Raw genomic sequence first — 14,251 nt, forward strand, 5'->3', positions numbered from 1 at the left:
CCATGAATTCGCTGCGCTATGTCCAGATCGTGCTGTGGAGCTTCTTCGGGGTGCGCAAGCGCGCCGACCACGCCATCGACCTGCAGCGCGCCCGGCCGGTGCCGCTGCTGCTGGTGGCGGTAGGCCTGGCCGCGCTGTTCGTCGTGGGCCTGGTGTCGCTGGCCGGGCTGGCGGTGCGCTCGCTGAGCTGAAGGGGGCTGACCGTGAACGGCCGCTGGCGCCATGCGCTCGCCGCGCTGCTGGTGGGCCTGGGCCTCGCATCGGCCGCCGCGGCACAGGGCACGCCGGCGCCGCACTGGCCGCCGGAAGACACACTCGCGCAAAGGGTCCTGGCCTGCACCACCTGCCACGGCAAGGAAGGCCAGGCCACCAATTTCGGCTACTTCCCGCGCATCGCCGGCAAGCCCGCCGGCTACCTGCACCACCAGCTGCTCGCGTTCCGCGACGGGCGGCGCCACTACCCGCTGATGAGCGCACTGGTCGAGACCCTGTCCGACGACTACCTGCGCGAGATGGCCGAGTACTTCGCCGCGCTCGACCTGCCCTACCCGCCGCCGCAGACGCGCGACGCGCCGGCCGCGCTGCTGGAGCGCGGCCGCGTGCTGGTGCGCGAGGGCGATGCGGCGCGCCAGCTGCCGGCCTGCACGCAATGCCACGGCGAGGCGATGCTCGGCGTGCAGCCGGCCATCCCCGGCCTGCTGGGCCTGCCGCGTGACTACCTGAACAGCCAACTCGGCCAGTGGCGCTCGGGCCAGCGCCACGCGCTCGCACCCGACTGCATGGCCGACATCGCCCGCCAGCTGGCGCCGGAGGACATCGCGGCGCTGTCGGCCTGGCTGTCGTCGCAACCGGTGCCGGCCGGCGGCAAGCCCGCCGCCGCGCTGCCGGCGAAGCTGCCGCGGCCCTGCAGCGGCGTGTCGCCATGAGGGCCGCGGCATGACGAAGCATCCGCGCGGTCCCAGGCTGGCGCTGTGGGCGGCGCTCGGCCTCGTGCTGATCGTCGCCGCGCTGTGGGCTGCGGTGTGGGCGCTCAACGTGCGCGGCGAGTCGCCGATGCCGGCCGGTGACGCGGCGCCGTTCGTGGCGACGCCGCAGCAGGTGGAGCGCGGCGCCTACCTGGCGCGCGCCGGCAACTGCGCCGGCTGCCACACCGCGCGCGGCGGGGCCGCCTACGCCGGCGGCCTGGCGATCGAAACGCCGTTCGGCACCGTGTTCTCGTCCAACCTCACACCGGACCCCGCCACCGGCCTGGGCCGCTGGAGCGCCGCGCACTTCTGGCGCGCCATGCACCACGGCCGCTCGATGGACGGCCGCCTGCTCTACCCGGCCTTTCCGTACACCGACTACACCCTCGTCACGCGCGAGGACAGCGACGCGCTGTTCGCCTACCTGCGCAGCCTGCCGCCGGTGGCGCAGGCGCGGCCGGCGCACGCGCTGCGTTTCCCGTACGACACCCAGGCCGCGCTGGCGGTGTGGCGTGCGCTGTACTTCGAGCCGGCGCGCTTCGAGCCCGAGGCCGACCGCCCGGCCGACTGGAATCGCGGCGCCTACCTGGTGCGCGGCCTGGGCCATTGCAGCGCCTGCCACACCCAGCGCAATGCGCTGGGTGCCAGCGATCTGGGGCTGCCGCTCGGCGGCGGGCTGATCCCGGTGCAGAACTGGTACGCGCCCTCGCTGCGGTCGGCCGACGAAGCCGGCGTGGCCGAGTGGTCGACGCAGGACGTGGTGGACCTGCTGAAGACCGGCCGCTCGGCCCGCGGCTCGGCCATGGGGCCAATGGCCGAAGTGGTGGCCCGCAGCACCCAGCACCTGAACGACGCCGACCTGAACGCGATGGCGGTCTACCTGCAGTCGCTGCCGCAGCACGGCGCGCGCCGTCCGCGCGCGGCGCAAGCTGACGTGGCCGCGGCAGGGCCAGCCGACTCGCGCGGTGCAAAGCTCTACGAGCAGCACTGCGCGCAATGCCACGGCCCGGCCGGCGAGGGCGCCGCGGGCCTCTACCCGCCGCTGGCCGGCAACCGCGCGGTGAGCATGGACTCGGCCGCCAACCTGATCCGCATCGTGCAGGGCGGCGGCTACCTGCCGGCCACCGCCGGCAACCCGCGCCCCTTCGGCATGCCGCCGTTCGCCCACGTGCTGGACGAGGCCGACACCGCCGCGGTGCTGAGCTACGTGCGCGGTGCCTGGGGCAACGACGCGGCGCCGGTCACGCCGCTGGAAGTGCTGAGGCTGAGGCCGGGGGCGCTGCGGTGAGGTGAGGGCGGCGGGGTCAAGCCGCCAGCGCCTCCGCCAGCGGCTGCGCGCCCGCCCCGAAGGCATAGGCATCCATCGCCAGGCAGCCGTAGGTCACCGCGTCGTGCAGCCGCAGCCCGGGCGCCGCCAGCCCGCCGGCCCCGGCGGCGATGTAGAACGGCAGCCAGTGCTCGTCGGTCGGGTGCATCAGCGCCGCGTGCGGCGCCTGCGTGCGGTAGGCCAGCAGCGCGTCGCGGTCGCGCGCGGCGCTGCGGCCGGCCACCCAGTCGCGGAAGGCCCGGCTCTCGGCCATTTCTTCGCCGTCCTCGGCGCCGAGCGCGTCGACCCGGCGCCGGCCGAACACCAGCTGCAGGTTGTGCGTGAGGCTGCCGCTGCCCAGCACCAGCACGCCCTCGGCCAGCAGCGGCGCCAGCGCCTCGCCCAACGCCCACTGCGCCGCGGGCGGCTGATGCGGCGCCAGCGCCACCGGCAGCACCGGCACGTCGGCGTCGGGCCACGCGAAGCGCAGCACCGCCCAGATGCCGTGGTCCAGCCCCGCCTCGTCGCTGGGGTGCGCGGCGATGCCGGCCGCGGCCAGCAGCGCACTCACGCGCGTGGCCAGCGTCGGCGCGCCGGGCGGGCCGTACTGCAGCTCGTACAGCGCGGGCGGAAAGCCGCCGAAGTCGTGCACCGCGTGGTGCTGGGCGCTGCCCAGCACCAGCGGCAGGCGCGCGGCGGTGTGCGGCGACACCACCACGATGGCCTTGGGCCGGCCGAAGCGCGTGTCGATGGTCTGGCCCAGGCGCCGGAAGAACGGCCCGGTGCGGCCCGGCTCCAGCGCCAGCATCGGCGAGCCGTGCGAGACGAACAGGGCGGGCAGGGGAGTGGCAGGTGCGGTGGTGCTCATGCCTGCCATTGCATCACCGCCGCGGCGGGGCGGGGTTCAGCGGGTTTGCATGCAGCGTTCGGTGGGGGTGAGGGAGGGCGAACGACCGCGGCGGCGGTTACCGGTCGTTCGGTCTTGGTCAACCCGGACGTACGACTGCTTCACGGTTGGGGTCGCGCACTCGGCGTGCGGAGAGGCCAGCAGTTCGATGAACGACCGGATGGGTTCAACGCGGAGTGGCGCTTCCGACCCATCAGCGACATCCATGGCCTCGAATCCGTCACCCTGAAGCCGCCGTTCAGCAACTGCATCAGGCAGGGTGCTGACATCACCGGCCACCGAGCTCGTTGAGGGCGGCCAGCCGCAAACTCTCAGCCGCTGCCAGCGGCTTTTGACGACAATGATGGCCGTTGACGCTCGCCGTCATTGTCCGATGTCGACGTGGTTCTCGGCACCCGCTTGCCGTGCCGTGTTGGAAAGCGCCGATGCTCCGCTGGTTCTTCTTGGCCCTGATAGCCGGGTTCATGTCCACGCCGGCCCCCGCCGAGGTGGTCGCGATCGAGGTCACGGACCAGCGGCCTTGGATACCGGGTCGTGCCTTTGGCGCCGGAGAATACGAGCTGCTGACGGGCCGGGTGCGCTACGAAATTGACCCCGCCGCGGCCTCGTCCCGTGATGTCGCCGACATCCATCTCGCGCCGCGCAATGCCCGGGGCAAGGTCGAGTTTCATGGCCCCTTCCTGCTGCTGCGTCCGCGCGACGCCGCCAGGGCCAACGGGACCACCGTCTTCGAGTTCGCCAATCGCGGCCGCGATCAATCGAATGGTCTGCTGTTCCAGGCCGACAGCTTCGCCCTCAGCAGGAACGAGACGCGTGAAGTCTCGCGCTCGACCCTGTTCGACATGGGCTACACCTTGGCATGGGCCGGGTGGCAGGGCGACCTGCAGGCCGACGAATTCGGTCTGACCGTACCGTCTGTGCCGGTCACGGGATCCGTCCGGGCGGCCGCCTTCCTGGGTTGGGGCCCTGGTCGACGCGATGGCGGCGACTTCGATCAAGAAGCCCCCTGCGTGCTCGAAGGCGCCGAGTCAAGCGCCGTGCTGCGCACCCACCGCAGCCTGGAAGATCCGGGAGAGGTCATGCCCCGCGCTGCGTGGCGGTTCGCCAGGAGGGCGGCAGATGGTCGCGTCGTTGATGACCGGTGCGCCTTTGTCCTCGCAACCCCGGTCGATCGACCGACGCTGGTGACCATCGTCTTCACCGCCGGGCCGGCCAAGGTGATGGGGCTGGGGCAGGCCGCCTTGCGCGACTTTGCCTCCCACCTGAAGCATGGCGACACCGTCAGCGCGCTGAACCGTCATCCGGCCTATGCGCGCCGAGTGATCGGCTACGGGTACTCGCAAGGCGGGCGGTTGATCCGCGACTTCCTCTACCGGGGCTTCAATGCCGACGCACGAGGGCGTCGCGTGCTGGATGGTGTGCTCGACACGGCCAGCGGCGCGGGCCGCGGCTCCTTCAACCACCGCTATGCACTGCCAGGAGAGGCAGGTAACTCGGTGAGGAGCCACTTGCGAGCCGTCGACCTTTATCCCTTCGCCGACCTGCCAACGCCGGACATCGCCGGGCCAGGCCCCGCAGAAGGCTTGCTGGACCGCGCGCGTCGGGATGGGGTTCAGCCGCGCCTGTTCCATGTGCTCAACTCGACGGAATACTGGGCGAGGGCGGGCTCTCTGCTTCACACCACCGTGGATGGCCGCCAGCCTGTGCCCGAGGCCGAGGGCACACGCACTTATGCCTTCGCCGGGACCGCGCACGCACCCCAGGCATCGACCTTGTTCCTGGAAAGCAGCGACCGCGCAGCGTTACCCTACAACGACAACGACGATCTGGCGTTGGCGCTGCCCGCCTTGTTGGTGGGCCTCGACCGGTGGATCTCGGCGGGTGCGGAGCCACCGCCGTCCACGCACCCGCGTTGGGGGTCCACGCTGGTACCGCCCGACAAGCTCAGGTTTCCAGCGATTCCGGGTGTTGTCGTGCCCACCGCCCCGCCGCCGAGGTACCAGCTCGATCTTGGGCGCGATTACCGATCGCAGGGCGTCATCACCGAGCCTCCACAGGTCGGCCCGCCGTATGTGCTGCTGGTGCCGCAGGTCGATGCGGATGGCAATGAACTCGGCGCCTGGTGCGGCCTTGCGCAGTCGGTCCCGCTTGGCACCTACACGGCCTGGAATCCGCGGGATGCGGCGCTGCTGCCCTTCGGCTTCATCTCGGGGCTGAGGGGGGCGTTCATTCCGTTTCCGGCCACGGCCGCAGCAGGTGCCCGCGCCAAGGACCCGCGGCGGTCGATTGCCGAGCGCTACGTTGGGGTGGACGGGTACATGGCGATGGTTGAGCATGCAATCGAGGCGCAAGTCGCCGCTGGCTTCCTGCTCCCGCAGGATCGCGAGCAGGCCCGCACCACCATGCGGACATACTGGGACCGGGTGGCCCGGCTGCGGTTTCATTGGCCTCCGCGTGTGCCATGAGGTCCCGAGGGTCCCGAGGCTGCGGCGTCATGGCACCCTTGACCGGGTTGCGGGCCGGCGAACCGCTTCTTGGACGCTGCTGTAGGCACGCAAGCGTGTGAACGGCGTCTGCGGGCTGAGATGACAGTCGGGGCCCTGCCCCGGGAGGAACACAGGCCTGGATGAGCTTCTTGCCCTGGCGCAGTCGAAAGAGCATGGGCAACAAGCCCCTGGGCCTGCAGCGCTGCACCTGAGGGGCCTACCTGTTTGTCGCCACGTTCGGTTGATTTGTGTCCGACATCGTTTGAATGCGCGGAGGGGACCTTTCGTCAGTGACTGTGGACAGCCGGGATCAGGTCTCCATGAACTTCGCCGTGGGCTGCCGGCCCCGGCAAGCGGCCAACAGAAAGAGGGGCCTGGTCAGCCACATCGAGCGAAGGGTCATGGAGCTTTTGCTGCGGCTGGGATGGCATGCGTGCGGGCAGCGATACCCGGCCGGCCAGCAAGTCCCAGGCGCGCGCCGAGAGCGCGCGGTTCAAGCGATCACCCCAGGGAAGTCAAGCCTGCCGTCCAAGGCCCATACACCGCCAGGACCCTGGATCTCGCCTTCCAGGCCGACGACTCGTACGGGGCTCGTGCGCTTGCGGCAGCCGATCGGAAACGCGTCGTATACGCTCCGTGCCTGTCGCATGCCGGGCATGCATCTGGGGACCACATGTTCGACACAGATCAGGCTGCGGGCGCAGTGACCAGAGGCGCCGCGCGGCCCGCGTTGCTGCTGGCAGCAGCTGTGCTGGCCTTCTTCACATCGGCCGCGCAGCCGCAGCCGCAGACTTCAGCCGCGTCGACCTTCGAGACAGACACTGAGCTGCAGGCCGCGACACGGCTCTTCTCCGCTTGGCTGGAAGGCCACATGGCCCAGCGCGGCACGCCGGGTGTCATGGTCGGCGTCGTGCATGACCAGCAGCTGGTCTGGCACAAAGGCTTCGGCTTTGCCGATGTCGCGTCTCAGCGGCCCATGACCGCGCAGACCCGCTTCCGCATGGCCTCGCACTCCAAGATGCTCACCGCCATCGCCGTCATGCAACTGCGTGAAGAGGGCCGGCTGCGGCTGGACGACCCGGTGGCCCAGCACCTGCCGTGGTTCAAGCTGAAGCCGGCGGGCGACGACGACGGGCCTGTCACGATCGAACAGCTGCTGTCGCACAGCTCGGGCTTGCCGCGCGAAGCCAGCGACCACTGGACCTCGCTGCAGTTCCCCAGCCGCAGCGAGTTGCAGGCGCTGATGGCGCAGAGACAGTCGACCTTCGCGCCGCAGGTGCGCTGGAAGTACTCGAATCTGGCCTACGGCGTGGCCGGCCAGGTGGTGGAGCAGCTCAGCGGACAACCGTTCGCCAGCTACGCGCAGGCCCACATCCTGGGCCCGCTGGGCATGCAGGACTCCAGCTACGACCAGGACGTGCCGGGCCTGGCCACGCCCTACGGCCGGCGCCTGCCGGACGGCACGCGTGTGAGCTTCCCCTTCGTCGATGCGCGTGGCCTGGCTGCTGCCACCGGCCTGACCTCGACGCTCGACGACATGGTGAAGTTCGTCTCGGCCCAGTTCCGGCGCGGCCCGCGTGGCGGCACGCAGATCATCAGCAGCGGCTCCCTCCGTGAGATGCACCGCGTGCGGTCCGTGGACGAGAATTGGTCCGTTGGCACCGGCCTGGGCTTTCTGACCACGCGCATCAACAACAAGAGCTACGTCGGCCACGGCGGCGGCTACCCCGGCTACACGACGCAGACGCTGTTCCACCTTGGCGACAAGCTCGGCGTCATCGTGCTCACCAACAGCGCCGATTCGGGCGTGAACGACATCGCCCGCCAGGCGATTGCGGCCTTTGGCCCGCCGGTGGCGAAAGTCGCCGCCGCAGGCGCGACCACCCCCGCCTGGGACCCGGCCTGGGCGCGTTTCCAGGGCATGTACCGCAGCCGCGGCGGCGACACCTTTGTGGTCATGCTGAACAAGCGGCTGGTGCTGCTGGGCGCGTCGGCGGCGGGCATCGATGCCGCCACCCGGCTGGAGCCGCTCGGCAACGGCCACTTCCGGCTCGACAGCGCCACAGGGGGGCCGCCGGTCGGCGAGGTGGTGTACTTTCAGGAGGGCAGCGGCAAGCCCATGCGCATGGTCGTGGGCGACAACACGTCGGAGCGCATCGCGGCGCCTTAGTCCGGCTGTTAACTGAGCGGCGCCGGCATCCGGCAGGTGACTTCCGAAGGATGAAATGCCGGTCAGCCGGCTCAGCCGGCTCAGCCGCCGTACGGCTGCCTATGCGGTCGCGCCGTACCGTCCTGCGCGACTTCGAATGGACGGGATGCCAGGAACCCGCCATTCGCCAACGGCAGCTGATGGCCGCGAGTGCCAATTCGCGGCCGCACCAGGAAGCGGCCCTTCGGGCTGAAGTCGCGGTGAGTCTGTAGTCGCGCGGCCAATCGACTGTGGTTCGCGGGAAGGCTGTCCTCGTCCGCAGCGCCCGTCGATCAGATTTCTGCCTGTCCCGAGGTCTCCAAGCCTTCATCCACATCGCTGCCCGGCAATCGCACGCTCGCCCTCAGAGATCGACATCGATCTCGGCCACCGTGAGCACACGGCCATTCACCGTTTCCTTGACCAAGGCGCTCGGCGATGGGGCGGGCAGACGATGGATCAGCAACCGCTCACCGTGAGGAGTCACCTCCATGAGCTGGAAGTGGCGCAGCGCATGTTGCGTCAACGGAATCGCCGCCGTGGAGCGCAGGATCACGGTGTCGGTGGGGCCCGGCGCCAGCGTGGCGGTGGCCGGCTCGAAATCGACCTGGCCCTCCGCGTCGCGGATGAAGAGGGCGCGGCCCGCAGCGCCATGCACCGAATACCTCCAGACGACCGCGCGGGCATCGAAGGCGATGAACCAGGCCGTAGCCAGGGGGTCGGCCGACGACCACCGGATGCGCACGTAGCCGAGGAGCGAACTCGGGACGTGCTGCGTGATCGAGCGCTGCAGGGGCAGCGCGTCCCGTGCGGCCCGGTCGGCCGCGGAGACGGTCGCGCCCTCATGCAGCCTGCGAGCGCTGCCGCTGCCGCCGTCAGGGGCAGGAGCCGTGGTGCTGTCGAACCACAGCGTGGAGTCCCCGTCCGCGCGGTCGATGTCGGTGTACGCGAAGAACGCGGGGTCCGTCGCGGTGAGTTGAAACAGCAGGTCGACCGTGGTGTCGCCGCCCGAACCCTCGGACCCGAAGACAGACAGTCCCTGGTGCTCAGCGCGGCAGATCAGCCCCAACGCTGAAAGCCGTGCCGGAGGCGGCTCCACCAGTTGCCACGCGACGGGCACGGAGGCCCCCGCCTCATCGAAGCCGGCGTGACGCACTTCGATGGAGAAGGCCCTTTTCCAGCCCTGCGGCGCCTGACCGGTCACGCTGACTCCTCGGATGTGTGCTCGGGGCTGCACCGGAAACCATCGGCGAAGCGGTGGCGGGTGCTGGAGCCCGCCGCCAAGCCCCTTGTTCAGTGGGTCAGGCGGTTCTTGTACAGCTTGCCGTCTTTCATGATGACCAGCAGTCGCCGTTCCGGATCGGCAAGGAGATTGATGTCGGCCATCGGATCGCCATCGACGAGCAGCAGGTCGGCGAGCGCACCCACTTCCACCACGCCGAGGCGGCCCTTGTAGGGGGCGCGCTTGCCCGACAGCGCCAGCAGTTCGGCGTTGGTGCCCGTCGCCATCACCAGCACCTCGCCCGGCGTGTACCAACGCACCATCTTCGCCAGTTGCGCACCCTGCCGCGCCGCCAGCTTGGCGTCGAACAGCGTGTCGGTGCCCCAGGCCGTCTTCAGCCGGTACTTCTTGGCCAGCGCATAGGCCGAGTCGGTCCCGCGGGTCATCTCCAGCTGCTTCTCCCGGTTCGCCGAACCTTCCGGGAAAGGGTTCGCGTCCTCGTCGTCGAGGAAGGGCTGCATGGACAACCACACGCCCTTCTCTGCCATGAGCTTGGCGGAGGCATCGTCCATCAGCTGGCCATGGTCGATGACGCGGACACCGGCCTTGATCGCCGCTTGGATCGCACGCGGCGTGTATGCATGCACGCCGACGTAGGTGCCCCAGTTCTCCGCCGATTCCACGGCGGCACGGAACTCTTCCTCGCCGTATTGCGCCACATCCAGGGGATCGAAATTGGAGGACACCCCGCCGCCGGCCGCCAGCTTGATCTGGCTGGCGCCCATCATCAACTGCTCGCGCACGGCGCGGCGTACCTCGTCCGGTCCGTCGGCGATGCGCGCCGCACCCATCACCTCGGTTGAATGCGGTGGCGACGATGGAGAGCGCGGCAGGTCGCTGAACGCGCGATAGTCCGCATGGCCGCTGGTCTGCGAGATCATCGCGCCCGAAGGCCAGATGCGCGGGCCCGGCGTCACGCCCTCGTCGATGGCGCGCTTCAAGCCCCAGGCGGGACCCGCGAGATCCCGCACGCTGGTGAAGCCGCGCATCAGCGTGTCTTTGGCCGCTCCCGCCGCCACGATGTTGATGAACCCCGGGTGTGCCGACAACCCGTCCTTCAGCGGGATCGCCGCCATCATGGAGTGCCAGTGCGCATCGATCAGGCCGGGCATCAGCGTGCGGCCTCCCCCGTCGATCACGGTGGCGGTGGAGGACGCAGCAGCTTCGCCGATCGCCGCGATGCTGTTGCCCTTGACCAGCACATTGGACGGGGCCGTCAACCGGGCCGTCTTGCCGTCGAAGACCCGAACATTGCGGAAGAGGACCTCGGCAGGTGCCGCCTTGGCGTCCACCGCCACCGGCGCGGCAGGCGCCTGAGGCGAATGCGCCGTGGCAGGCATCACTGCAAGCAGAGGCGCTGCAGCGAGCGCGATGACGAGGGGTCGAAAGTGCGCCATCAAACTGCTCTCCCTGTCCGCTGCCAGTCGCAGGCCTTGTCGCGCTCGAACGGCGTCAAGGACGAACCATTCGCTCAGGTTACTCGAAGATCGCGTCGCCCTGCAGCAATGACTCGCTGCTCGATCCCCGCGCATGGGTTCGCGGTGTTGCCGCTCCCTCAAGCCTCCACCAGGCCCGGCGCCACCTTCCGCCCCAGCGCCCTGCAGAGCTTGCCCCACGCCCCATCGTCCAGCAGCGCGCGCGCCGAGTCCAGCACCGGCTCGCGGGCCGCGGGCGGCAGGCCGGCGATCAGCTGCGCGCGCTCCGTAGGGTTGAGCGCCAGGATCAGCCAGCGCAGCCACAGGCTCATTTCCTGCGGGCCGATGCCGGCCAGGATGCGGTGCTCGATCGCCTGCAGTTCGGCATCGCTGTAGCCGGCCCACAGCGCCTGGTTGTGGCGGGTCTCCTCCATGTCCATGTGCTCGAAGTTCTCGGCCACGAAGGCGGCCAGCTGGCGGTACAGCCGGTGTGCCGTCGCGGCTTCGGGCGCGGCACGCAGCGCGGCGGCGTGCGCGCGCAGCGTGGCGATGATGTCGAGGTGCTCGCGGTGTTCGCCGGCGATGCGCTGGCTGGCGCCGGCCTGCTGCAACTCGAGGGCCGGGTGGATGCAATCGTTCTCGTGCTGCAGGTGGCTGCTCGCGGCGCCCAGCAGCGTGTCCAGCTGGCCCAGGCCGGCCGCCAGGTCCTGCGGGTCGTCCAGGTCCAGCCGGCCCAGGCGCTGCAGCGTGTCGGTCATGAACAGGCGCAGCGCCTTGTGGATGGGTGCGTAGATGTCGAAACGGGGTGGGGTGGTGCGCATGATGGGGGTCCGTCAGAAGAAGGAATGAAGGAAGGAGCCGCCAGTGTTGCGAGCCACCGCCGCGCCGGCATCGCTCCGGAGAGCCATGGCGCCATCGCCGCACGCGGATGGCTCTTCGCGCCGCGGCGGCGTGCCGGCTTCCTAGAATCGGGCAGCCTTCCGCGCTGTTGCGGTGGCCGCTGCCGCCGCCGCTGTCGCTGCTGTCCATGGACAACACCCGCAACGCCTCCGCTGCCCCCGCCTCCAGCAAGCACCGCATCCCGCGCGCACGGCGCGACGTGGTGCCGCGCCCGGCGCTGCTGGCGCCGGTGCTGGAGCAGGCGGCCGACGCCCGGCTGGTGCTGGTGCAGGCGCCGGCCGGCTTCGGCAAGACCACGCTGCTGGTGCAGCTGGCCGCAGCGCTGGCGACGGCCGCGTCCGGCGCGCAGGTGGTGTGGGTCTCGCTCGATGCCGAGGACAACGACGCCAACCGCCTGTTCGCGGCGCTGTTCGGGGCGCTCGCGCCGCTCGATCTGCCGTGGGCCGTGCCGCCCGCCACGGTGCTGGCCCAGTTGCAGGACGCCAGCCCCGCCGCGCGCACCGCGCTGGGCCTGCTGACCGACGCGCTCGGGGTCCGGCCCGAGTCGCGCATCGCGCTGGTGCTGGACGACCTTCACCACGTCACCGACGCGGCGGCGCTGCAGCTGCTCGACACGCTGATCGCCCGCGCGCCGCCGGAGCTCTGTCTCCTCATCGGCAGCCGCACCGCGCCGCCGCTGTCGCTGGCGCGCTGGCGTGCCGGCGGCGAGCTGGTGGAGCTGGGCCTGGAGGACCTGCGATTCGACCTCGGCGCTGCGCAGGCGCTGTGCCGGCTGCGCGGGCTGCAGGCGCCGTCCGACGCGGCGCTGCAGGCCGCGCTCGCTCGCACCCACGGCTGGGTGGCCGGCCTGCACCTGCTGCTGGGCAGCGCGCGCGCCGGCACGGGCAGCCTGCCCGCGCTCGCCGGTCCGGCGGCCCACCGCCACCTGTTCGACTATTTCGCGCAGGAGGTGCTGGCCGGGCTGCCGCCGCCGCTGCAGCAGTTCGTGCTGTACGGCAGCGTGCTGCCCGAGCTCAGCCCCGCGCTGTGCCAGGCCGTCACCGGCCGCGACGACGCCCGCGCGGTGCTCGACGACCTGTTCGGTCGCCAGCTCTTCCTCAGCGCGCTCGACGACACCGTGCCGGTGCTGCGCTTCCACGACCTGTTCCGCGATTTCCTGCGCGGCGAGCTGGAGCGGCGCGAGCCCGGGCACGCCGCCGCGCTGCATGCGCTGGCCGCTGCCGCCGAGACGCGCGCCGAGCGCGCCGTGCCGCACTGGCTGGCCGCCGGGCGCTGGGCCGAGGCCCTGGCCGCACTGCGCCAGATGGCCGACGGCCTGCTGGCCGTGGGCGGCACGCACCGCCTGGAGCGCTGGCTGGATCAGTTGCCGCTGGCGTGGCGCGAGGCGCAGGCCGACGCGGCGCTGCTGCGCGGCCTGTGCGCGTGGTCGCGCTGGGACTGGGGCCTGGCCCGCGACGAATTCCAGCGCAGCCACGACGCCTATGCGCAGCAAGGCCGGCCGCGCGATCGCTACGTTGCGCTGGGCATGCTGGGTGCCTGCCACAACGCGCTGGGCGAGCTGGACCGGGCCGAGGCCGTGCTCGCCGACGCGGCCGACGCACCGCTGCCGCCGGCGCTGCAGGTGGCCTTCGATTCGCTGCAGGCCTGGCACGGCGTGGCGCGCGGCGACGGCGCAGCCGTGCTGACCGGCCTTGCCGCGATGGCCGACAACGCGGCGCGGGCCCCCGAGGCGCGCTACCCGAACATCGTCGACATGAGCTACGGGCACTTCACCGGCCTGCCCGGCACGCGACCGCTGATGGAGCGGCTGGGCCGGCTGTGCCGCGCCGACCAGCCGGGCGGCGAGGTGCAGGTGCCGGCGCTGCATGCCTGGCTGGCGTTCTGGCACGGCGAGCCCGGCACGGCCCGCGAGGCCTTACACGAGCTGCTGCAGCGGCAGCGCCAGCTGCCCGGCGACACCATGCTCGGCATCGGCGCGCTGCACCTGCACAGCCTGCACCTCGCCGCGCAGGGCCACACGGCCGAGGCGCTGGCCGCCATCGCCCAGGTGCCCGCTCTCATGACGCCGGGTTTCAGCCGGGGCTGGCGGCGCACCTATGCGCATGTGCAGGCCCGCCTCCACTGGCGCGCCGGGGACGCCGACGGCCTGGCCGCGCTGCTGCCCGATCTGTCGCGGCCGCGCTCGGCGCGCGAATGGCCGGTGCTGGACACCGGCGCCCCGCTGCTGCAGGGCCAGCATGCGCTGCTGTGCGGTGAGCTGGCCGCAGCGCGCGCGCACCTGGAGCGCGCCGCGCTGCTGCAGGCTGGCGCGCGGCTGCCGGCCTTCATGGGCGACGCCCGCTGCGCGCTGGCGCTGTGCCGCGCCGCGCAGGGCGAGCCCGAGGCGGCCGCCGCAGCGCTGGACGATCTGCTGTGCGAGGCGGTGCAGGACGACGGCCTCGGCAGCCTGCTGCTGGAGCCGCCGGCCCGGCTGCAGGCGCTGTGGCAGGCGCTGGCGCCGCGCCTGCGCTGCCCGGCCGCGGCGCAGGCCCGGCTGCGCGGCCGCCTCGCGGCCTGGCTGGCCGAGGGCCCGCGCGCCGCCGTGGCCGACGCAGCGCCGCCGGACGATCCGCTGTCGGCCCGCGAGCGCGAGGTGATGGCCCTGCTGGCCGAGGGCCAGAGCAACAAGCTCATCGCCCGCGCGCTCGGCCTCAGCCTGCACACCGTGAAGCGTCACGTGGCCAACATCCTCACCAAGCTGGCGCTCGACAGCCGCACCCAGGCGGCGGCCTACTGGCACCGGCGCTGAGCCTTGTTGCGTGC

General features: G+C 71.5%; 10 protein-coding genes. 6 read left to right on the plus strand and 4 right to left on the minus strand.

Annotation, left to right across the window (positions count from 1 at the left end):
• Window positions 1-2: 2 nt before the first annotated feature.
• Genes MPE_RS03760 through MPE_RS03770 form a run of 3 tightly spaced genes read left to right on the plus strand, consistent with a single transcriptional unit; the run spans window position 3 to window position 2,253 of the window.
• A complete protein-coding gene (locus MPE_RS03760) occupies window positions 3-191 on the plus strand; it encodes a DUF2970 domain-containing protein (RefSeq protein ID WP_036233100.1) in 189 nt (62 codons plus the stop codon).
• Window positions 192-203: 12 nt separating this feature from the next.
• Window positions 204-926, plus strand: coding sequence for a c-type cytochrome (locus MPE_RS03765; protein ID WP_011828354.1), 723 nt, complete (start codon window positions 204-206; stop codon window positions 924-926).
• Window positions 927-936: 10 nt separating this feature from the next.
• Complete coding sequence (locus MPE_RS03770) at window positions 937-2,253, plus strand: c-type cytochrome (RefSeq protein ID WP_011828355.1); 1,317 nt, start codon at window positions 937-939, stop codon at window positions 2,251-2,253.
• A 16-nt stretch (window positions 2,254-2,269) separates the two neighbouring features.
• Here the strand turns inward: MPE_RS03770 and MPE_RS03775 are convergent, their stop codons facing one another.
• Window positions 2,270-3,139 carry a dioxygenase family protein gene (locus MPE_RS03775; protein WP_041929525.1) on the minus strand — a complete coding sequence of 290 codons (870 nt, stop codon included), beginning with the start codon at window positions 3,137-3,139 and terminating at the stop codon, window positions 2,270-2,272.
• A 464-nt stretch (window positions 3,140-3,603) separates the two neighbouring features.
• Between MPE_RS03775 and MPE_RS03780 the strand changes: the two genes are divergently transcribed.
• Window positions 3,604-5,643 (plus strand): alpha/beta hydrolase domain-containing protein, encoded by a 2,040-nt coding sequence (locus MPE_RS03780; RefSeq protein WP_011828358.1) that lies wholly within the window; start codon window positions 3,604-3,606, stop codon window positions 5,641-5,643.
• 694 nt (window positions 5,644-6,337) lie between these two features.
• On the plus strand, window positions 6,338-7,834 hold the full coding sequence (locus tag MPE_RS03785; protein WP_011828359.1) for a serine hydrolase domain-containing protein: 1,497 nt from the start codon (window positions 6,338-6,340) through the stop codon (window positions 7,832-7,834).
• Between the two features lie 382 nt (window positions 7,835-8,216).
• On the opposite strand, the gene MPE_RS03790 is transcribed toward MPE_RS03785, so the two are convergent.
• From MPE_RS03790 to MPE_RS03800, 3 genes are all read right to left on the minus strand, one after another.
• The gene (locus MPE_RS03790) at window positions 8,217-9,056 is read right to left on the minus strand and encodes a hypothetical protein (RefSeq protein ID WP_011828360.1); all 840 of its coding nucleotides are present in this window, start codon (window positions 9,054-9,056) and stop codon (window positions 8,217-8,219) included.
• 89 nt (window positions 9,057-9,145) lie between these two features.
• Entirely contained in the window at window positions 9,146-10,666 is a 1,521-nt protein-coding gene (locus MPE_RS03795) for a metal-dependent hydrolase family protein (RefSeq protein ID WP_237706363.1), read from the minus strand.
• A 23-nt stretch (window positions 10,667-10,689) separates the two neighbouring features.
• Window positions 10,690-11,370, minus strand: a complete 681-nt coding sequence (locus MPE_RS03800) for a hemerythrin domain-containing protein (protein ID WP_011828362.1) — start codon at window positions 11,368-11,370, stop codon at window positions 10,690-10,692.
• Window positions 11,371-11,576: 206 nt separating this feature from the next.
• Between MPE_RS03800 and MPE_RS03805 the strand changes: the two genes are divergently transcribed.
• Window positions 11,577-14,237, plus strand: coding sequence for a winged helix-turn-helix domain-containing protein (locus tag MPE_RS03805; protein WP_158304596.1), 2,661 nt, complete (start codon window positions 11,577-11,579; stop codon window positions 14,235-14,237).
• Window positions 14,238-14,251: the final 14 nt, after the last annotated feature.

The sequence above is a fragment of the Methylibium petroleiphilum PM1 genome (assembly GCF_000015725.1).
GTDB classification, from domain to species: Bacteria; Pseudomonadota; Gammaproteobacteria; order Burkholderiales; family Burkholderiaceae_C; genus Methylibium; species Methylibium petroleiphilum.